The organism is Stenotrophomonas sp. YJH_SMC_27 (genome assembly GCF_059369815.1).
The window spans coordinates 1-20,009 of sequence record NZ_JCAFTA010000008.1; the positions used below are offsets into that span (position 1 = coordinate 1).

Sequence of the window (20,009 nt, forward strand, 5' to 3'; positions counted from 1 at the left end):
GTGGAACCACCCGATCCCATCCCGAACTCGGAAGTGAAACGCAGCTGCGCCGATGGTAGTGTGGCTCAAGCCATGCGAGAGTAGGTCATCGCCAGGGTTTACACCCAAAACCCCGCTGCTCACGCAGCGGGGTTTTTCTTTGTGCGTAGCAAACGCCGGTAGTGCCGGCCGCTGGCCGGCAACCCGATGGCGTTACATCGCCCGGTAGATCCACGCCATGCGTGGATACCCCCTGCGAGGAGCAGCGGTGCCAACCAAGGTTGGCCGCCACCAACAGCAGGCCCACACAGCAATCGGTTGCCGGCCAGCGGCCGGCAACTTTGTGCGCGGTAAACACCGGGTAGTGCCGGCCGCTGGCCGGCAACCCGATGGCATTACATCGCCCGGTAGATCCACGCCATGCGTGGATACCCCCTGCGAGGAGCAGCGGTGCCAACCAAGGTTGGCCGCTACCAACAGCAGGCCCACACAGCAATCGGTTGCCGGCCAGCGGCCGGCACTACCAGGGGCAGGTCACGCATAAAAAGACGGCGCCCTGCGGGCGCCGTCCTCATCCACTCGCTTGGCAGACCCTGATCAGGCGGCCCGCGGGACCTCGTGTGCTTCCTGCTGGCGGAAGACCGACACCGCTTCAGTCAGCGTCCCAGCCTGCGACTGCAGCTCACGTGCGGCAGCGGTGGCCTCCTCCACCAGCGCCGCATTCTGCTGCGTGGCCTGATCCATCTGCACCACGGTCTGGTTGATCTGCTCGATGCCAACCGACTGCTCCTGAGATGCCGCCGAGATCTCGTGCATCAGGTGGCTGACATTCTCAACGCCCCCGACAATGCCCTGCATCCGCTGGCCCGCATCGGCCACCAGCTGGGCACCTTCGCCCACCTGGCGACCCGCCTCATCGATCAGCTTCTTGATTTCCTGTGCGGCGGCGGCGGAGCGCTGCGCCAGCACGCGCACCTCGCTGGCCACCACCGCGAAGCCGCGGCCCTGCTCGCCGGCACGGGCGGCCTCCACTGCCGCGTTGAGCGCGAGGATATTGGTCTGGAAGGCGATGCCATCGATCACGCCAGTGATGTCGCCGATCCGCTTCGAGGCTCCCTCGATCGCCTGCATGGTGTCGACGACCCGCTGCATGGCGACGTTGCCGTCGCTGGCGGCGCTCTGGGTGGTGATTGCCAGCTGGCTCGCCTCGCGCGCATGGGCAGCGTTCTGGCGCACGGTGGCGGTCAGCTCTTCCATCGAAGCGGCGGTTTCCTGCAGGTGCGCTGCCTGGCGCTCGCTGCGCTCGGACAGCGCGCCATTGCCCGCAGCGATTTCGCTCGCAGCGGTGCTGATCGAGGACGCGCACTGCTGGATACGGCCCACCATGCGCGCCAGCTGGCCGGCGGTGGCGTTGGCATCGCGCTGGATCGCGGCAAAGGCGCCGTGATACTCACCATGCATGCGTCGATCGAGGTCGCCGCTGGCCAGCGCCGAGAGCATCTGCCGCACCTCGTCAACCGTACTGCCCAACGTATCCAGCAACTGGTTGATGCCACCGGTGAGGCCATCGAGGAAGCTGGCACCTTCGGTTGCCTGCAGGCGCTGGTCGAGGTCGCCGGCGGCGGCGGCCGCGACGATGCCGGCGACGGCGTTCTCCAACGCGAGCTCATGGGTACGGTCATGCCACTCCACGGCGAAGCCCAGGCGCACGCCCTGTGCGTCGAAGACCGGAGTAACCACCTGTGCGAAGTGCACCGGGCCGATCTGTACCTTGCCGTTGTGGCTGACCTGCAGGCCATTGAGGATGGCGCGGATCCGGTCCGGGTTGGCGTGGAAGCGATGGATGCTGCTACCGACCAGGCGCTCGGCATCGAAATCGGGGAAGGCCTGGCGCAACGTTGCCTGCTGGTTACGCAGCAGGGCCACCACCGAGCGGTTCACGTAGCGGATCACGTGATCGTTGTCGGCAATCATCATCGCGGTGCGCGAGGCATCGAGGGCCTGGCGGATCTGCGCGTTCTCGGCGTGTGCCTCCGCTTCGCGTCCACGCTGGGCCTGCACATGGCGTGCGGTGTCGGCCAGCGCATGGGCCAGCGAACCTGGTGCGTAGGCGGTGGTGTCAGCATGTGCACCAAGATCGGCGCCGGTGGCGATGTCGCGCGCCAGCGCGGCCAGCCGGCGGGGACCGTGGCCGAGTGCTTCGGTCTGCTGGCGGAGCCGCAGTGCGACCTGGCCAAGGAACAGGGTCAGGCCGGCCAGCATCGCGGCCTGCAGCAGCGCCGGCCACAGCGCAGTACCGTCCAGCAGCGGTGCCAGCAGGGAGAGCGTACCGACGCCACCGGCCAGCCACACCGGAAGGCGATCACGGTGGCCCAGCAGCACGCCCAGCAGCAGGGCAATCGGCAATGCCGGTGACAGGCTGATGATCGCGCACAACACGGCCAGCTGCAGCGACAACAGCAACGCCAGACCGTTGCGGGCGACGGCCCGGCCCGCCTGGGGGCCGCCCAACCACGCGGCTGGCAATACGGCGACGGCCGCCAACGCGGCGGCTTGTGCCTGCGGCCCACGCAGCGCCAGCACCAGGGCAGCCATAGCCAATATCCCGCTGCCGATCAGCAGGCGGCGGTCAGCGCGGCGCGCGAGCTGCTGCAGATGCGGCAGGCGGGCGGTATCGGGGGGACGGGAGGATGCAACGGACATCGGCGACTCCTGGGTCAGCTAAAGACAACGGCCACGCCGCAACGCACGCAGCAGGGCGTGACGAGGGCGGGTGCCGGGAATTCGGGGAATGCGACGCGATCAGCGACGGGCAGACGTGGCACCGTGGCCACATCCTGTGGATGACGGTGCAGCAGAGCGGGCATGCGGACTTCCTTGCAGGACCAGACACACGCCGCAGGCCCGACCGGGTCCGCGTGCGGCGGGCGCAGGGGCCCGCAACTGATGTATCGGCCGCAACTGCGCGGAGTGAAGTGCGCGGACGCCGCGACTCAGCCGGCGTTGTCGTTGCTGAAGAAGTGCAGTATCACGTCTGCGATCTGTTCCGGGTTTTCCATGTGCAGGTGATGGTTGCCGGGAAACACCGCCAGCCGCCCGTTGCGCAGGTGCTGCAGGCGCTCGCTGCGCATCGGCTCGGGGTAGTAGGACTGCGCAGGCGTGGCATAGATTACCTGCGTCGGGCAGGCGATGGCCTGCAGCAGGTTGTCGATCTGGCCTTCGCTGAGGCGGATCGCGGTGGGCAGCATCAGCCGCGGATCGCTGCACCAGCGGTAGCCGCCCTCGACCGGTTCCACGCCCCGCTCGACCAGCAGCCGTGCGCATCCTTCGCTGAGCTGGTTGGTCATCATCCGCGCACGGATCGGCGCGGCCAGGTCAGGGAACACGCGCAACTGCTTGCGTGCCAGTCCCCGCGTGGCGTTTACATGTTCACGCAGACGGTTGGCCGTTTCTTCCTCGGGGCCACGCAGGCCGCCCAGTGCTTCGATCGCCACCAGCCGCTCGACGCGGTCGCTGACCGAGGCGGTGAGACTGGCGATGCCGGCGCCCATTGAATGACCGAGCAGACTGAAGCGGTCCCAGCCCAGCGCGTCGGCGACATCGAGTACGTGGCAGATCGCGGCGGCCGTGGTGTAGCTGGCACCGGCCGGCAGGTGCGCGCTGTGGCCATGCCCGGGCAGGTCGATGGCCACCAGCTGCAACGGCGACAGGTGCGGCGCCAGCGGCACGAAGCTGGCCGCATTGTCGAGCCAGCCATGCAGGGCCAGCACGCGCGGGCCGTCGCCGTGATTGCGCAGGCCGGCGACGCGCGCGCCACCGACCTCCAGTTCAAACGGCTGCAGACTCATGCCAGCGAGGCCACGGCCAGCCGCGCCAGGGCGCGAGCGTGTTCCGGATCGGCGTTGAGGCAGGGGATGTAGCGCATCGTCGCGCCGCGCTCGGCCAGCGTCTCGGTGAAGCCCAGCGCCACTTCCTCCAGCGTTTCCAGGCAATCGGTGGCAAAGCCCGGGCAGACCACGTCGATCTGCTTCACGCCGGATTCGGCCAGCGCCCACAGGCTGGGCTCGGCATACGGCTGCAGCCAGCGCTCGCGGCCGAAGCGCGACTGGTAACCCATCTGCCAGTCGTCCCTGCCCAGACCCAGTGCGTGGGCGATGGCCTGCGCGCTTGCCTCGCAGCGCTGCGGATACGGGTCGCCCGCGTCGGCCAGGCGCTGTGGGATGCCATGGAAGGAGAACATCAGTTTCCGGCCGCGACCGTGCTGCTCCCAGTAGCGGCGGATCGATCCGGCCACGGCCTCGACCCAGCCTGGATCGACCGAGTAATCGCGCACCAGGCTGACGGTTACGCCTGGGTTGCGGCGCTGCCACGCATCGACGCGGTCTTCGACCGAGGCGGTGGTGGTGGTGGAGTACTGCGGGTACAGCGGCAGCACCACGATGCGGCGCGCGCCGTCGGCTGCCAGGCGGTCGAGCTCGCTGGCCAGCGCCGGTTCGCCGTAACGCATCGCATGGCGCACTGTCAGGGTCGGCAACAGGGCCTGCATGGCCTGCGCCAGCTGGCGTGTATGCACCATCAGCGGTGAGCCGTCGGGCAGCCAGACCTGGGCGTACTTGGCCGCCGAACGACTGCTGCGCAGGGGCAGGATCAGTCCGCGCAGCAGCGGCTGCCACAGCAGTGGCGGGATCGCGACCACGCGGCGGTCGGACAGGAATTCGGCCAGGTAACGGCGTACGGCGGGGGCCGTCGGCGTCTCGGGCGTGCCTAGGTTGACCGCCAGCACGGCGGTATCGGGTGCGTCGAGCATGGGCGGTATTGTCGCCGATCCGGCGCCGTGCCGGGATGCAGGGTTCGGATTGCAGGCATAGCGCGCATCAATGTGAGCAGGGAACGCTCATTGGGGATTCATGACAACGCTACTAATTTCAGTCACTTGCTATATCTTCCTATGGACTGACTTCTGGAGCCTGCCATGCGTCGCCCGATCCAAGCCCTGCTGATCGCCGCCAGCCTGCTGTCCAGCCAGGCCATGGCCGGACCGCAGGAAGACCAGCGTGCGCGCAATGCCGTGCGCGTGCTTGCTGAAATCCAGGAAATCCCCGAACAGGGCATTCCGGACAAACTGCTCGACGAAGGCCGCGCGGTCATCGTCATTCCCGACACGATCAAGGCCGGTCTGGTCATTGGTGGTCGTCGTGGCCACGGCCTGATGTCGGTGCGCATGCCCAACGGCGCCTGGTCCAATCCGGTGTTCGTGAAGCTGACCGGCGGCAGCATCGGCTTCCAGGCCGGCGTGCAGTCCTCGGACGTGGTGCTGGTGTTCCGCAACGACCGCAGCCTGGACAACCTGGTCAATGGCAAGTTCACGCTGGGCGCCGATGCCGGTGTCGCCGCCGGCCCGGTCGGCCGCAATGCCGCCGCTGCCACCGACGGCCAGCTGAAGGCCGAGATCTGGTCCTGGTCGCGCGCGCGCGGCCTGTTTGCCGGCGTCGCGCTGGATGGTGCGGTGCTGCAGATCGATGATGCCGCCAATCTGGATGCCTACGGCAGCAACACCACGCCGCGCATGATCTTCGAAGGCCGCGCTGCCGGTTCGCCGTCGATGGATGTGGTGGCCTTCCGTGACCGCCTGGAAGAGGCCACCTACGCTGCACGCAGCAACCGCAGCGGCAACGGCAGCGCACCGCGTCCGGCAGCGGCCCCGGCGGTTGCGCCGGCGCCTGTTCAGGCAGCACCGGCCGCCCCGGCGGAAGCCACCACGGCGCCGCTGCAGAACGTGCCGCAGACCCCGCCACCGCAGCAGCAGGGCTTCCAGCCGGTCAATGACGGCGAAATCCGCACGGAAACGCTGGGCGGGAACTGACTTTCGTCACGCGCGCCGGCTTACAGCCGGTGCGCTATGCTCGACAGCCTGATCACTAACGTAACGAGCGTCTTTATGGGCAGTTTCAGCATCTGGCATTGGTTGGTCGTGCTGGCCATCGTCCTGCTGGTGTTCGGCACCAAGCGCCTGACCAGTGGCGCCAAGGACCTCGGCTCGGCGGTCAAGGAATTCAAGAAGGGCATGCGCGACGACGACAAGCCGAACGCGCAGCTGGGCGACGAGTCGCGCAGCCAGGATGCCTCGCGCACCGTGCAGGACGAGCACGACCGCAACCCACGCTGATCCGGAGCGGTCGCGGTGTTCGATATCGGCTTCAGCGAACTGCTGGTGATTGCCGTGGTCGCTCTGGTGGTGCTCGGTCCCGAGCGCCTGCCCAAGGCGGCCCGCTTCGCCGGCCTGTGGGTGCGTCGTGCCCGCAACCAGTGGGATTCGGTGAAACAGGAACTGGAGCGCGAACTGCACGCCGAAGAGATCAAGCGGCAGATGCAGGACGTGCGCCAAGGCATGCAGGACACCGAGAACCAGCTGCGCGCCAGTGGCGAAGCGCTCCGTCGCCAGGCCCAGCAGGCGCGGCAGCAGGGCGACGATCTGGCGCAGGAAGTGCGAGCACCGGCGCAGGCCGATCTGCCGCCGCACATGATTGCCCAGCCCGGCGTGGACCCACCGGCCCAGGCTGGCGCCGTTGCCGGGGCGGCTGCAGACGCGCCCGCTGAAGCAGCCGCGACACCGCCGCCGCAGAGCACGGAGCGCCAGCCATGAGTGAACAGGATTTCGGCGAAAGCTCGCTGGTCGAGCATCTGGTGGAACTGCGCGGCCGCCTGGTGCGCGCATTGCTGGGCCTGGGCGTGGTGCTGCTGGCGCTGCTGCCGTTTACCCAGAAGCTGTACAACGCACTGGCCGAACCGCTGGTGTCGCAGCTGCCGAACGGGCAGACGATGATCGCCACCAACCCGGCCGGCGCCTTCTTCGCCCCGCTGAAGCTGACCTTCTTCGTCGCCCTGTTCGTGGCGGTGCCGTGGCTGCTGTACCAGTTGTGGGCGTTTGTTGCCCCGGGCCTGTACGCGCGTGAGAAACGCCTGGCCGTACCGCTGCTGGTGTCGTCGGTGCTGCTGTTCTACATCGGCTGCGCCTTCGCCTACTTCCTGGTGCTGCCGGCGGTGTTCCACTTCCTCACCACCTTCAGCCCGGACGTGATCGCGATCACCCCGGATGCGAACGCCTACCTGGATTTCGTGCTGGCGATCTTCTTCGCCTTCGGCGGCAGCTTCGAACTGCCGGTGGCGATGGTGATCCTGGTGCTGCTGGGCTGGGTGACGCCGCAGCAGTTCAAGGAAGGCCGTGGCTACGCAATCGTCGGCATCTTCGTGGTAGCCGCAGTGCTGACTCCGCCGGACGTGGTCTCGCAGCTGATGCTGGCGATCCCGATGTGCCTGCTGTACGAGCTGGGCATCCACGCCGCGCGCTGGCTGGTGCCGTCGTCGGTAGTGAAGAAACCCGCCGCGTGATGCGGTAGCGCCGGGCCATGCCCGGCGTGCGGGGTGCGATGTGATGCCACCGCCGGGCATGGCCCGGCGCTCCCGGTGGGACCGGTCAGGCGTGGAACACGTCGCTCGAGGTCGGCGTGGTCGGGATCGGCGGCGCTGCACGGCTGCCGCGATGCACGAACATCTGCTTCCACGCGGCGTAGACCGCACCGACGTACAGCGGCATCAGCACCGTGGTCAGTACCAGCTGGGCGATGAAGGCCGCAGCCAGCGGACCACCGATCAGCATTGCGATCTGGATCACGATCACGAACAGGATGTACATGCAGAACGCGGCGATCAGGCCGAGTGCGGCGAACACGATCATCGCGCCGATGTTTTCGATGCAGCCCTGCAGGCTCAGGCGCAGCGCATGCATGCCGCTCTGCTTGTCGAACACCACCAGCGCCGGCTGGGTGAACATCGCCAGCGACAGCGCCACCGCGCTCAGGAACACCAGCAGCATCCACAGCGCAATGCGCTTTGCCGGCAGGTTGGCGACCAGCGCGGCGGCATCGTCCGGCTTGATCTGCTGGCCACTGCGGCTGATCTCTTCCATCTTGGTCATGACCTCGCTGAAGGCGGTGAAGCCCTCGCGACCGATCATCATGAACAGCAGCGCGCCCAGCAGCAGTACCGCCAGCACTTGGATCGCCAGCGGCACCAGCAGGTGGCTGACGCGGTGGTCGCGGATCGGCTGCAGCAAGTGCGAGGCCAGGCCCGGGCGGCCTTCGTCGATCTCGCCCACGGCGTAGAGCATGCCGCCGAACATGATCGGCGAGATGGCCAGGGTCATCAGCTGCACGGCCATGCCTGCCGCGCCGGGAATCAGCGTGGACAACAGGGTGACCAGCCAGCTCACCAGCAGCCAGGCCAGGCCGATCCGGGCCAGCTGCAGCGGCGCACGCCGGTACAGGGAGAACGTATCCAGCAACCACTGGGCGCCCGCCGAAGCCGGCAGCTTGCGAATCTCTTTCATGGACATCCGGGAGGGACAGGAGGGGCCGGGCGGCTGCCCGTGCCGCCGATTATCCCTGTTTTGCCATCGGCTGGGCTGAAGACAGCCGCGCCTGGCGCACGAAACGGCGCAACAGCTGGCGGGCCAGCGGCGCGGCGCTGACTGCGCGCTCGATGGTGCGGGCGCAGCCGCCGTGGCGACCGATGCAGTCGGCGCGGGCACGCACGTAGCCGCGCATGTGGTGGGTGGCGAATTCCGGATGGAACTGCACCCCCCAGGCGTGGCGGCCCCAGCGGAATGCATGGCAGCCATCCAGCGGCGAGCGTGCCAGCACCTGGGCACCCTCGGGCGCACGCAGCACGGTCTGCAGGTGGGTGGCGTGGGCGGCGAAATGCTGCGGCAGGCCCTGGAACAACGGGTCCTGTGCCGCCTGCGGCTGCAGTTCCAGTTCGATCGTGCCGGACTCGCGGCCAGCCGGGTTGTAGGCCACCTCGCCCCCCAGCGCATGGGCCAGCAACTGATGGCCATAGCAGATGCCGAACACTGGCAGACCGGCGTGGGCAGTCTGGCGCAGCCATGCGGCGCTACGCTCGCTCCAGTCGGCGTGGTCGGTGACGAAGGCGGCCGAGCCGGTCACCAGCACGCCAGCAAAGGCATGCGGATCGGGCAGGGCATCACCGTGTTCGACATCGACCACCACCGTCTCGTGTTCTTCCAGTCCGGCGGCGACGCGAATCCAGTGTGGAAAGCGCCCATAGCGGCGCAGCGGCGGCACCGGTCGGCCGGTTTCAACGATCAGGAACGGGGCTGGATTCATCCGGGGGCGGCAGTACTGACAGGACTTCCTCGATTGTAGTCAGCCCCTGCGCCACCTTTTCAAGCCCGGCCTGGCGCAGGGTCCGCAGCCCTTCAGCACGTGCGGCACGGCTGAAACCGGCCAGATCCATGTCGGCGCGGATCTGCCCGCGAAGCCGCGAGCCCAATGGCAGCAACTCATACAGGCCGATGCGGCCAAGGAATCCGGTGCGCCGGCACTCCAGGCAGCCAACCGGCCGACAGGGCGTGGCGGCATCTGGATATGCGCCATCGCTATCAGCCAGCACCGCCCAGTCGGCAGCACCAAGGGTGTGCGGCTGCTTGCAGTGCGGGCACAGCGTGCGCACCAGGCGCTGGGCGAGGATGCCGTTGAGGGTGCTGGCGAGCAGGTAGTGCGGCACGCCCAGGTCGAGCAGGCGGGTGACCGCCGAGGGCGCGTCGTTGGTATGCAGGGTGGACAGCACCAGGTGGCCGGTCAGCGAGGCCTGGACCGCCATCTGCGCGGTCTCCAGGTCGCGGATCTCGCCGATCATGATGATGTCCGGGTCCTGCCGCAGCAGGGTGCGCACGCCGCTGGCGAAGTCCAGGTCGATGTTGGCCTGCACCTGCATCTGGTTGAACTCCGGCGCGATCATCTCGATCGGGTCCTCCACCGTGCACACGTTCACGTCCGGCGTGGCCAGCCGCTTCAGCGTGGAATACAGGGTGGTGGTCTTGCCCGAGCCGGTTGGACCGGTGACCAGCACGATGCCGTGCGGCCGCTCGACCAGCGCATTCCAGCCGGCGACCTCCTGCGGGCTGAAACCGAGCTGGTCGATGCTCTTGAACGCGGCATCCGGGTCGAAGATGCGCATCACGCACTTCTCGCCGAAGGCGGTGGGCATGGTCGACAGGCGCATCTCGACCTCGCGGCCACCCGGCGAGCGGGTCTTGATGCGGCCATCCTGCGGGCGCCGCCGCTCGGCCAGGTCCATGCGGCCGAGCACCTTGATACGGCTGACCACCGCGGTCATCACCGCTGGCGGCACCTCGAACACCTTGTGCAGCACGCCGTCGATGCGGAAGCGCATGCGGCCCATCTCGCGACGCGGCTCCAGATGGATGTCCGAGGCGCGCTGTTCGTAGGCGTACTGCAGCAGCCAGTCGACGATGTGCACGATGTGCTGGTCGTCGGCATTGACGTCGCCGGTGCGGCCCAGCTCGACCAGCTGCTCGAAGCTGGGCAGGGTGGTGTTGGCCTCGCCGCGGACGTCGCCGCGCGCGCCACGCACCGAACGGGTCACCCCGTAGAACTCCATGGTGTAGCGGTGCAGGTCCAGCGGATTGACCACCGCCAGCTCGATGCGGCGGCGGGTCAGGTGCTGCAGGTCACGACGCCATTCCTGCACCAGCGGCTCGCTGGTGGCCACCAGCACCCGTTCGGCATCCACTGCCAGCGGCAGGAAGCGGTGGCGACGGGCATAGGCGTGGGAGACCAGCGCGGTGACCGCAGCGACGTCGACCCGGGTCGGATCGATGCGCAGGTAGCGGTTGCCGGTGCGTTGGGCCAGCCATTCGGTCAGGCGTTCCAGGGTCAGTTCGCCGCCGTCGCGGGTGGCCAGCTTGAGGTTGGACAGCAGCACCAGCGGGTGCACTTCACTGGCATTGCGCGCGCCCTGTGCAGAAAACCGCATGCGCTCGCCCTCGTGCTCGGCGACCAGGCCGTCGGCCAGCAGCGCCGCACCCACCTGCTCGAAATGCAGGCGGCCCCACGGCAGCGGGACGCCGCCTGGCTCGCCGGGCGTGCCCACCGGCAGCCGATGTTCCATCTGCCTGCTCCTCCCGGGTACGGAATGCCCCGCAGGTCGGCCGTTATACTAGCGCACCCCCTTGCCGGCCAAGACTCGTACGCATGTCCGCGACCCCGACCGTTCCGATCACCTTCCAGGGCCTGATCCAGACCCTGAACCAGTTCTGGGCCCAGCAGGGCTGCGTGCTCATCCAGCCGCTCGACCTGGAGGTGGGTGCCGGTACCTTCCACCCGGCCACCTTCCTGCGTGCGATCGGGCCGGAAAGCTGGAATGCGGCCTACGTGCAGCCGTCGCGGCGCCCGACCGATGGCCGTTACGGTGAGAACCCGAACCGCCTGCAGCGCTACTACCAGTACCAGGTGGCGATGAAGCCGGCGCCGGACAACATCCAGCAGTTGTACCTGGATTCGCTGAAGGCACTGGGCATCGATCCGCTGGTGCACGACCTGCGCTTCGTCGAGGACAACTGGGAATCGCCGACGCTGGGCGCGTGGGGCCTCGGCTGGGAAGTCTGGCTCAACGGCATGGAAGTGACCCAGTTCACCTACTTCCAGCAGGCCGGTGGCCTGGAATGCCGCCCGGTGCTGGGCGAGATCACCTATGGTCTCGAGCGCCTGTGCATGTACCTGCAGAACTGCGACAACGTCTACGACCTGGTCTGGACCTACGGCCCGGACGGCCAGCCGGTGACCTACGGCGACGTCTACCACCAGAACGAGGTGGAGCAGAGCACCTACAACTTCGAATACGCCGACGTGGAAGAAATGTTCCACCGTTTCGACGCCTGCGAGCGCGAAGCGCAGAAGCTGGTGGAAGTAGGCCTGCCGCTGCCGGCCTACGAGCAGGTGATGAAGGCCAGCCACACCTTCAACCTGCTCGATGCGCGCCGGGCGATCAGCGTGACCGAGCGCCAGCGCTACATCCTGCGGGTGCGCGCACTGGCCCAGGCGGTGGCCAAGGCGTATTACGAACAGCGCGAGAAGCTGGGCTTCCCGGGCGCGAAGAAGGCCTGAAGGCCGCGCTCTCCCCCTTACTCCGGGGCGCCGGACGCGTCGCGCGCTGCGCCCCCACCACAGGATTGAAACGATGAGCCAACTGTCCCCCCTGCTGATTGAACTGGGCACCGAAGAGTTGCCGGTCAAGGCGCTGCCGGGCCTGGCCCAAGCCTTCTTTGACGGTGTTGTCGAAGGCCTGCGCAAGCGTGGCATCGCGCTGGAACTGGGCGATGCGCGCCCGCTGTCCACCCCGCGCCGCCTGGCCGTGCTGCTGCCGGGCGTCGGCCTGGAACAGCCGGAACAGCACAGCGAAGTGCTGGGCCCGTACCTGAACATCGCGCTGGACGCCGAAGGCCAGCCGACCAAGGCCCTGCAGGGCTTCGCCGCCAAGGCCGGGATCGACTGGACCGCGCTGGAGAAGACCACCGACAACAAGGGTGAGCGCTTCGTGCACCGCGCAGTGACCCCGGGCGCGAGCACCGCCAGCCTGCTGCCGGAGATCCTGCGCGAGGCGATCGCGGCGATGCCGATTCCCAAGCCGATGCGCTGGGGCGATCACGCCTGGGGTTTCGCGCGCCCGGCGCACTGGCTGGTGCTGCTGCACGGTGCCACTGTGGTCGAGGCCGAACTGTTCGGCCTGCAGGCCGGCCGTGTCAGCCGTGGCCACCGCTTCCACCACGACCAGGCCGTGTCGCTGGCACAGCCGCAGGACTACGTTGAAGCGCTGCGCGCCGCGTTCGTGCTGGTCGATCCGAGCGAGCGCCGCGCACGCATCGTCGCCGAGGTCGAAGCTGCCGCAGCCAAGGCCGGTGGCAGTGCCCGCATCACCGAGGACAACCTGGAGCAGGTGGTGAACCTGGTCGAATGGCCGTCGGCAGTGCTGTGCAGCTTCGAGCCCGCGTTCCTGGCGGTGCCGCAGGAAGCGCTGATCGAGACGATGGAAATCAACCAGAAGTTCTTCCCCGTGCTGGATGCGGCCGGCACGCTGACCGAGAAGTTCATCGGCATTGCCAACATCGAGTCGAAGAACGTGGCCGAAGTGGCCAAGGGCTACGAGCGGGTGATCCGCCCGCGCTTCGCCGATGCCAAGTTCTTCTTCGACGAGGATCTGAAGCAGGGCCTGGTGTCGATGGGTGAGGGCCTGAAGACGGTGACCTACCAGGCCAAGCTGGGCAGCGTGGCCGACAAGGTGGCGCGCGTGGCCGCACTGGCCGAAGTGATCGCAGCCCAGGTCGGTGCCGATCCGGCGCAGGCCAAGCGGGCTGCCGAGCTGGCCAAGAACGACCTGCAGTCGCGCATGGTCAACGAATTCCCGGAACTGCAGGGCATCGCCGGCCGCCACTACGCCGTGGCAGGTGGTGAATCGGCCGAGGTTGCGCTGGCCATCGACGAGGCCTACCAGCCGCGCTTCGGTGGTGATGACATCGCGCTGTCGCCGCTGGGCAAGGTGCTGGCCATCGCCGAACGCGTGGATACGCTGGCCGGTGGTTTTGCTGCAGGCCTGAAGCCGACCGGCAACAAGGACCCGTTCGCCCTGCGCCGCAACGCGCTGGGCCTGGCCCGCACGATCATCGAAAGCGGCTTCGAGCTGGACCTGCGCGCGCTGCTGGCCAGTGCCAACGCCGGCCTGGCCGCGCGCAACGTGCAGGCCGACATCGGCGAACTGTACGACTTCATCCTTGACCGCCTGAAGGGCTACTACGCTGACAAGGGCGTGCCGGCCACGCACTTCAACGCCGTGGCGGAGCTGAAGCCCGCCTCGCTGTATGACTTTGACCGCCGCCTGGATGCGATCGGCACCTTCGCCGCGCTGCCGGAAGCCGAAGCGCTGGCCGCGGCCAACAAGCGTATCCGCAACATCCTGCGCAAGGCCGAGGGCGAGATCCCGGCCCAGATCGACCCGGCACTGCTGCAGGAAGATGCCGAGCGCGCGCTGGCTGAGGCGGTCACCGCGGCCATCGATGACACCGGCGCCAGCCTGCACCAGAAGGATTACGTGGCCGTGCTGGCGCGCCTGGCGCGCCTGCGCCCGCAGGTCGACGCGTTCTTCGATGGCGTGATGGTCAACGCGGAGGATCCGGCGCTGCGTGGCAACCGCCTGGCGCTGCTGACGATGCTGGGCGAGCGCCTGGGCAAGGTGGCGGCGATCGAGCATCTGTCGAGCTGACGCCCGTATCGGTAGTGCCGGCCGCTGGCCGGCACTACCGGAACATCGCCGGCGGATGTCCATCGGGATCATCGCCGTCGCCGCACGCGACGTCGGCATCCTCGCGTGCGATCCCGATGATCGCCACAAAGGCGCGTATTTTGACCGCCACTTAACAACCGATCTCCAACGACGTGATGCATTTCGCATCGTCACCTCCGGTCGGTATGCTGTGCCGCATGCAGCCAAAGAAATACGCCCTGCCGCTGATGGTCCTGTCGCTGGCCGCCACCTCCGTGGCCCACGCGCGCGGCACCATCGACAAGGTGGACATCAAGGGATTGGACAAGGGCGACGACGCCGCAATCATCGAGAACATCCAGGAATCGCTGTCGCTGTTCGACACGATCGGCAAGGAGCAGGGTGAATCGCGCCTGGAGTACCTGCTGTCGCAGGCCGAGCGGCAGACCCGCCAGGCGCTGGAACCGTTCGGGTACTACAACCCGGTGATCAAGGTCGAGGCGCCGCGCCAGGATGAGCACGTTCGCGTGCTCATCCATGTCGACAAAGGGGCCCCGGTGACCGTGCGCCGCGAGCACATCGACATCACCGGCCCGGCGATGTACGACCAGTACCTGCAGGACGACCTGGCCGCATTCAAGCCCCGCAAGGGCCAGCGCTTCGAGCACACCCAGTACGAAGCCAGCAAGATCACCATCACCCGGCGCCTGGCCGAGCGTGGCTACTTCGATGCCGACTACACCCAGCGCCAGGTGCAGATCACCCGCGCCGACAACGCGGCCGACATCGACCTGACCTGGGACAGCGGCCGCCGCTACAACATGGGCCCGGTGCGCTTCCAGCAGGACTACTTCGTCGACAAGCTGTTCGACCCGCTGGTGTACTGGGAGCAGGGCAGCTACTACCACGAGGGCAAGCTGGACCGGCTGCGCGAGTCGCTGACCAAGCTGGACTACTTCAGCGTGATCGACATCCAGCCGCGCCCGGACCAGGCCGACGAAAACGGCGAAGTGCCGGTGGACGTGAAGCTGACGCGCGCCAAGCGCACCATCTACACCGCGGGCCTGAGCTACGGCAGCGAGAGTGGCCCGGGTGTGCGTGGTGGCATCGAGCGGCGGTTCCTGAACAACCGCGGCCACAAGATGAACACGCAGCTGGACTATGCGCAGAAGCGCAAGAGCCTGATCACCAGCTACCGCATTCCAGCCTTCAACTGGCTTGATGGCTGGTACACCTTCGCTGCCAGCGCCTACGACGAGCAGACCGACTACATCGACCTGCGCAACTTCAAGCTGATCGCCAGCCGCAGCGGCGAGATCAACGAACACTGGACCGCGATCGCCTCGATCAACGCGCTGCGCGAGCGCTGGCGCTATGCCTCGGGCACCGAATTCACCGACGCGGTCTACAACACCTCGACGCTGGTCTACCCGCAGCTGGTCGCCGACTACGTCGACGTCGATGACGAGCTGTTCCCGCGCAAGGGCGTCAGCGGTACGGCAACGATGCGCGCCGGTGTGGAAGGTGCGGGTTCGGACACCAGCTTCGTGCAGGCCAATGCCGTGCTGCGCTGGTACATCCCGGTGGGCGATAGCAATCGCCTGATCCTGCGCGGCGAGGGTGGCACCACCTGGACCAGCGACCTGGTGGCGATGCCGCCGAGCCTGCGCTACTTCGCCGGTGGTGACCGCAGCATCCGCGGCTACGCCTACCGTGAGGTTGGCCCGCGTACGCCGAAGCCGGACAAGTATGCGCTGGGTGCCAAGAACCTGGTGATCGGCTCGGCCGAGTACGAGCACTACTTCAACGGTGGCCCCTGGGGTGCGGCGGTGTTCGTCGATACCGGCAGTGCCTTTGACAACACCATCGACCTGCATACCGGCGTCGGCTTCGGCGTGCGCTGGAAATCGCCGGTGGGCCCGGTGCGGGTGGATATCGCGCACGGCCTGAACAACCCGGATTCGCAGTTCCAGCTGTACCTCAACATCGGAGCGGACCTGTGAGTGCCCCCGCACCGACTCCGAACAGGCCGCCGCGCGTGCGTTTCTACCGCCGCCGCCGCTTCTGGGCCTGGTCCGGCGTGGGCGTGCTGGGCCTGGTGCTGCTGGCCCTGCTGGCGGTGTACTGGCTGCTGCAGACCGTGGCCGGCCGTGACGTACTGCTGGCCCAGGTGGTGGCGCGCCTCCCGGTGGGTGCCAGCTTCACCTGGGACAAGGTGGACGGCCCGGTGGCAGGGCCGCTGACCCTGTACAACGTCGACTTCCGTTACGACGACATCCATTTCCACGCCGAGCGCGCCTACCTGGAGCCGGACCTGCGCCCGCTGCTGGGCCGCAAGCTGCTGCTGGACAAGCTGGAGCTGAGCAACGCGACGTTGAACCTGGCCAAGAGCGATGAGCCGTTCAAGCTGCCGTCGTGGCCCGATTCGCTGCCGCAGATCGAGATGCCGCTGGCGATCCAGGCCGACGCCATTGCCATCGACGGCTTCCGCATCAGCCAGGCCAACGAGCCGGTGATCGACATCAGTCGCGTGCGTGGTGGCATCGAGATCGCCAATGGCGAGTTCCAGGCACGCAGGCTGGTGGTGGACAGCGACATGGGCAACTTCACCGCCCAGGGTCGCTACATCCCGGCCAAGGACTACGACACCGACGTGACCGTCACTGCCGTGCTGCCGGCACCGCGTGGGCGCACGGCCGCCACGGTGGGCCTGGTCGCCCGCGGAGACCTGTCGCACATGGAAGTGGCCGTAGCCGGGCGCGCGCCGAAGCCACTGCACGCGATGCTGGTGTTCGATGGCCGCACCGACCCGAACTGGAACGCCAGCGTGCGCAGCGACGAGCTGGATCTGGCGCTGCTGTCGCCAGCATTGGCGAGCTCGGCGATCGCGCCGTTGTCGCTGGACTTCACCGCCGCCGGCAAGGGCGGCAATGCCAACCTGCGTGGCAAGGTAAAGCAGGGCGATCAGGAACTGGAACTGGCACCGTCGGTGGTGTCATTGCAGGACCAGGTGCTGAAGGTCTCACCGCTGCTGGTGAAGGGCCTTGGCGGTGAGGCGCGGCTGGAAGGTACCGCCGATTTCAGTCAGGAAGACCAGCAGAAGCTCAACTTCTCGGTGGTCGCGCGTGACCTGACCTGGGTGCCGGCACCGGACCCGAACACCGCCGGCAGCGCACCGGTGCCGGTCACCCTGAAGGAAGCACGCTTCGGCCTGGCCGGTACCCTGAAGGCCTGGGCGGCGATCGGCCGCGCCGATGTCGAACGCGAAAAGCAGAAGGCCCAGCTGCGCTTCGACGTACGCGGCAACGACCAGGCCGCGTCGATCCACCAGTTGCAGGCGCAGACGCCGGGTGGACAGCTGCAGGTGGAAGGCCAGGTGGCGTGGGCACCGCAGCTGGACTGGGATGCCAAGGCCACGCTGAAGGACTTCGACCCTGGCTACTTCGTGCCGGGCTGGAACGGCCGGCTGTCCGGCAACCTGGCTTCGAAGGGACGGCAACTGCCGCCGCCGGCAAACGCACCGCCGGGTACCACCGGCACACTGGAAGCCACGGTCGATCTGCCGTCGCTGAAGGGCGTGCTGCGCCAGCGCAATCTCGATGCGCAGGGAAAGTTCGCGCTGCAGGGCGCGCAGGGCCAGGGCGACCTGAAGCTGTCGCTGGGCAGCAGCCGGGTGACCGCGTCGGGCAAGGTCGGCGACCGCCTCGATATCGATGCGCGTTTCGAACCGCTGCAGCTGAGCGATCTGCTGCCGGGTGCCGATGGTGGCCTGCGTGGCCAGGTACAGGTGAAGGGCCCGCGCGACGCGCCGGACATCACCGCCGACCTGGTCGGCAACAACCTCAACTGGGACGGCTACGGCGCCGAAAGCGTGAGCATCAAGGGCCGCCTGCCGTGGCGCGGCGACAGCGGCACGCTGGCGATCCAGGGCCAGCAGGTCAACGCGGGCATGCTGCTGGAGCGCTTGAACGTGGATGCGCAGGGCAGTGTCTCCAACCTGCGCCTGGCTGCGCAGACCCGCAACGAGATGGGGGCGATCGAGCTGCAGGGCAGCGTGCGCCAGCAGGGCACGCAGTGGCGCGGCGAGCTGGCCTCGCTGCGCATCGCACCGGTGAAGGGTGATGCGTGGTCGCTGCGTGCACCGGCGGCGTTCGCGATCAACGGCAGCACCTACACCCTGTCCGAAGCCTGCCTGGCCGCCGCCAGCAGCGGCGCGCTGTGCGCACAGGCCAACTGGCCGCGCGAAGGCCTGGTGGTGCGCAGTGACGCGCTGCCGCTGGCGCTGGTGCAGCCGTGGCTGCCGCCGCAGTCCGGCCGCCGCATCTATCTGCGCGGCGACGTCAGCCTGGACGCGCAGATCCGCCCGCGTGGCGCGGCCTGGGAAGGCCATGTGGAAGTGCGCTCGAAGGAAGGCGGCGTGCGCCTGGGCGAGAACCGCAACACCGTGGGCGATACCACCCGCGGCGAACTGGTGCGCTATGACCAGTTCTCGCTGAAGCTCGACATGACCCCGTCCAGCATCAAGGGCTACTTGGGCATGGGCTTCCAGGGCAACGGCTTCGTCGACGCGAAGATGCAGACCGGCTGGGAAGCCAGTGCACCACTGAACGGTGAGCTCTATCTGAACATGTCGCGGCTGTACTGGCTGGAGCTGTTCTCGCCGGACATCGTGCGCCCGACCGGCCTGATCGAGGGCCACGTGAGCCTGCGCGGTACGCGCGGGCAGCCGTCGCTGGGTGGCGACGCGCAGCTGAGCAACTTCAAGGGCGAATTCCCCGCGCTGGGCCTGACCTTCGACCAGGGCAAGGGCAGCTTCGTGGCCCAGCCCGACGGTTCAGCCAAGATCACCGCGCAGGCCAACTCCGGCCAGGGCACGCTGTACGTGGACGGTGGCCTGTCGTGGTTCGGTGATGCGCAGCCCTTGCAGCTGAAGATCCACGGCGAGAACGTGCTGCTGTCCAACACCAGCGAACTGCGCATCGTCGCCAACCCCAACCTCGACTTCACCCTGGCCAAGGCAGCGATGGAGCTGCGCGGTACCGTCCACGTGCCCGAGGCCGACATCGACCTGGAGCGCCTGGACCGTGGCACCTCGGTGTCCGAAGACGTGGTCGTGCTGGATCCGGCTGATCCGGAAGAGTCGCGCACCTCGCCGCTGGACATGGACCTGACCGTCAGCCTCGGCGAAAAGGTGAAGATGACCGGGTTCGGCCTGAAGGGCGCGCTGACCGGCAAGATGCAGGTCTGGGCCAAGCCCGGCCGCGAAATGACCGCCAATGGCGGCCTGGAAGTGAGCGGCCGCTACAAGGCGTACGGGCAGGACCTGACCATCACCCGCGGCAACCTCAACTGGAACTACAACGCGGTGTCCGACCCGCGCATCAACATCCGTGCCGAGCGACGGATCGGTGATGTCACCGCCGGCATCGACGTGACCGGGCGTGCCCAGCAACCGCGTGCCGACGTGTGGTCCGATCCTGCGATGTCGCAGTCCGAGGCACTGGCCTATCTGGTTCTGGGACGCAGCCTGACCGGCGCCAGCAGCGACCAGGCGCAGCAGGTCAACGCGGCCTCGGCGGCGCTCTCGGCCGGCAGTGGCCTGCTGGCGTCGCAGCTGGGTGCCAAGCTGGGCCTGGACGATGCCGGCGTGAGCCAGTCGCGCGCGCTGGGCGGCTCGGTGATCGGCGTCGGCAAGTACATCTCGCCCAAGCTGTACGTGGGTTACGGCGTGTCGCTGGTGGGCGCAGGTTCGGTGATCACGCTGAAGTACCTGCTGCGCCGCGGGTTTGATGTGGAAGTGGAGTCGAGCACGGTGGAAAACCGTGGGTCGATCAACTGGCGGCGGGAGAAATAACCCGCCGTGGCATCCCTGTAGAGCCGAGCCATGCTCGGCTTCC

General features: G+C 67.8%; 14 protein-coding genes and 1 rRNA gene. 9 read left to right on the top strand and 6 right to left on the bottom strand.

Annotation, left to right across the window (positions count from 1 at the left end; all coding sequences use genetic code 11):
• Positions 1-97, top strand: a 5S ribosomal RNA gene (gene rrf, locus AC5P7R_RS12800); the annotation flags it as partial.
• Positions 98-576: 479 nt separating this feature from the next.
• On the opposite strand, the gene AC5P7R_RS12805 is transcribed toward rrf, so the two are convergent.
• The 3 genes from AC5P7R_RS12805 to hemH form a co-directional block, all read right to left on the bottom strand.
• Entirely contained in the window at positions 577-2,682 is a 2,106-nt protein-coding gene (locus tag AC5P7R_RS12805) for a methyl-accepting chemotaxis protein (protein WP_021204699.1), read from the bottom strand.
• Between the two features lie 290 nt (positions 2,683-2,972).
• Positions 2,973-3,827: an alpha/beta fold hydrolase gene (locus AC5P7R_RS12810; RefSeq protein ID WP_019661775.1), complete on the bottom strand. Its 855-nt coding sequence runs from the start codon at positions 3,825-3,827 to the stop codon at positions 2,973-2,975.
• Positions 3,824-4,786, bottom strand: coding sequence for a ferrochelatase (gene hemH / locus AC5P7R_RS12815; RefSeq protein ID WP_019661774.1), 963 nt, complete (start codon positions 4,784-4,786; stop codon positions 3,824-3,826). Before hemH ends, AC5P7R_RS12810 begins: the two co-directional genes overlap by 4 nt.
• 165 nt (positions 4,787-4,951) lie before the next feature.
• Here hemH and AC5P7R_RS12820 point away from each other — a divergent pair, with 165 nt between their 5' ends.
• The 4 genes from AC5P7R_RS12820 to tatC all read left to right on the top strand — a co-directional run bounded on the left by AC5P7R_RS12820 (position 4,952) and on the right by tatC (position 7,368).
• On the top strand, positions 4,952-5,842 hold the full coding sequence (locus AC5P7R_RS12820; protein WP_019661773.1) for a lipid-binding SYLF domain-containing protein: 891 nt from the start codon (positions 4,952-4,954) through the stop codon (positions 5,840-5,842).
• Between the two features lie 75 nt (positions 5,843-5,917).
• On the top strand, positions 5,918-6,145 hold the full coding sequence (gene tatA / locus AC5P7R_RS12825) for a Sec-independent protein translocase subunit TatA (protein ID WP_026347229.1): 228 nt from the start codon (positions 5,918-5,920) through the stop codon (positions 6,143-6,145).
• A gap of 15 nt (positions 6,146-6,160) precedes the next feature.
• Entirely contained in the window at positions 6,161-6,622 is a 462-nt protein-coding gene (gene tatB, locus AC5P7R_RS12830) for a Sec-independent protein translocase protein TatB (RefSeq protein ID WP_019661771.1), read from the top strand.
• A complete protein-coding gene (gene tatC / locus AC5P7R_RS12835; protein ID WP_058979271.1) occupies positions 6,619-7,368 on the top strand; it encodes a twin-arginine translocase subunit TatC in 750 nt (249 codons plus the stop codon). The genes tatB and tatC overlap by 4 nt, the downstream gene beginning before the upstream one ends.
• Before the next feature lie 85 nt (positions 7,369-7,453).
• Here the strand turns inward: tatC and AC5P7R_RS12840 are convergent, their stop codons facing one another.
• The 3 genes from AC5P7R_RS12840 to AC5P7R_RS12850 are packed head-to-tail and all read right to left on the bottom strand — an operon-like array spanning position 7,454 to position 10,968.
• Positions 7,454-8,365: a BPSS1780 family membrane protein gene (locus AC5P7R_RS12840; protein ID WP_019661770.1), complete on the bottom strand. Its 912-nt coding sequence runs from the start codon at positions 8,363-8,365 to the stop codon at positions 7,454-7,456.
• Positions 8,366-8,414: 49 nt separating this feature from the next.
• Positions 8,415-9,161 (bottom strand): glutamine amidotransferase, encoded by a 747-nt coding sequence (locus AC5P7R_RS12845; RefSeq protein ID WP_134732171.1) that lies wholly within the window; start codon positions 9,159-9,161, stop codon positions 8,415-8,417.
• Positions 9,133-10,968, bottom strand: coding sequence for a GspE/PulE family protein (locus AC5P7R_RS12850; RefSeq protein ID WP_227853706.1), 1,836 nt, complete (start codon positions 10,966-10,968; stop codon positions 9,133-9,135). Before AC5P7R_RS12850 ends, AC5P7R_RS12845 begins: the two co-directional genes overlap by 29 nt.
• 83 nt (positions 10,969-11,051) lie before the next feature.
• Between AC5P7R_RS12850 and glyQ the strand changes: the two genes are divergently transcribed.
• The 4 genes from glyQ (at position 11,052) to AC5P7R_RS12870 (ending at position 19,966) form a co-directional block, all read left to right on the top strand.
• Positions 11,052-11,963 carry a glycine--tRNA ligase subunit alpha gene (gene glyQ, locus AC5P7R_RS12855; RefSeq protein ID WP_019661767.1) on the top strand — a complete coding sequence of 304 codons (912 nt, stop codon included), beginning with the start codon at positions 11,052-11,054 and terminating at the stop codon, positions 11,961-11,963.
• Between the two features lie 73 nt (positions 11,964-12,036).
• Positions 12,037-14,112, top strand: coding sequence for a glycine--tRNA ligase subunit beta (glyS, locus tag AC5P7R_RS12860; protein ID WP_227853707.1), 2,076 nt, complete (start codon positions 12,037-12,039; stop codon positions 14,110-14,112).
• Between the two features lie 206 nt (positions 14,113-14,318).
• Positions 14,319-16,115: an autotransporter assembly complex protein TamA gene (locus tag AC5P7R_RS12865; RefSeq protein ID WP_019661765.1), complete on the top strand. Its 1,797-nt coding sequence runs from the start codon at positions 14,319-14,321 to the stop codon at positions 16,113-16,115.
• Positions 16,112-19,966 (top strand): translocation/assembly module TamB domain-containing protein, encoded by a 3,855-nt coding sequence (locus tag AC5P7R_RS12870; RefSeq protein WP_021204692.1) that lies wholly within the window; start codon positions 16,112-16,114, stop codon positions 19,964-19,966. The genes AC5P7R_RS12865 and AC5P7R_RS12870 overlap by 4 nt, the downstream gene beginning before the upstream one ends.
• Positions 19,967-20,009 lie beyond the last annotated feature (43 nt).

Bases quoted from the DNA above. Each gene is read 5' to 3' on its own strand.
- AC5P7R_RS12805 (WP_021204699.1), bottom strand. From the start codon at position 2,682: ATGTCCGTTGCATCCTCCCGTCCCCCCGATACCGCCCGCCTGCCGCAT.
- AC5P7R_RS12810 (WP_019661775.1), bottom strand. From the start codon at position 3,827: ATGAGTCTGCAGCCGTTTGAACTGGAGGTCGGTGGCGCGCGCGTCGCC.
- hemH (WP_019661774.1), bottom strand. From the start codon at position 4,786: ATGCTCGACGCACCCGATACCGCCGTGCTGGCGGTCAACCTAGGCACG.
- AC5P7R_RS12820 (WP_019661773.1), top strand. From the start codon at position 4,952: ATGCGTCGCCCGATCCAAGCCCTGCTGATCGCCGCCAGCCTGCTGTCC.
- tatA (WP_026347229.1), top strand. From the start codon at position 5,918: ATGGGCAGTTTCAGCATCTGGCATTGGTTGGTCGTGCTGGCCATCGTC.
- tatC (WP_058979271.1), top strand. From the start codon at position 6,619: ATGAGTGAACAGGATTTCGGCGAAAGCTCGCTGGTCGAGCATCTGGTG.
- AC5P7R_RS12840 (WP_019661770.1), bottom strand. From the start codon at position 8,365: ATGAAAGAGATTCGCAAGCTGCCGGCTTCGGCGGGCGCCCAGTGGTTG.
- AC5P7R_RS12845 (WP_134732171.1), bottom strand. From the start codon at position 9,161: ATGAATCCAGCCCCGTTCCTGATCGTTGAAACCGGCCGACCGGTGCCG.
- AC5P7R_RS12850 (WP_227853706.1), bottom strand. From the start codon at position 10,968: ATGGAACATCGGCTGCCGGTGGGCACGCCCGGCGAGCCAGGCGGCGTC.
- glyQ (WP_019661767.1), top strand. From the start codon at position 11,052: ATGTCCGCGACCCCGACCGTTCCGATCACCTTCCAGGGCCTGATCCAG.
- glyS (WP_227853707.1), top strand. From the start codon at position 12,037: ATGAGCCAACTGTCCCCCCTGCTGATTGAACTGGGCACCGAAGAGTTG.
- AC5P7R_RS12865 (WP_019661765.1), top strand. From the start codon at position 14,319: ATGCTGTGCCGCATGCAGCCAAAGAAATACGCCCTGCCGCTGATGGTC.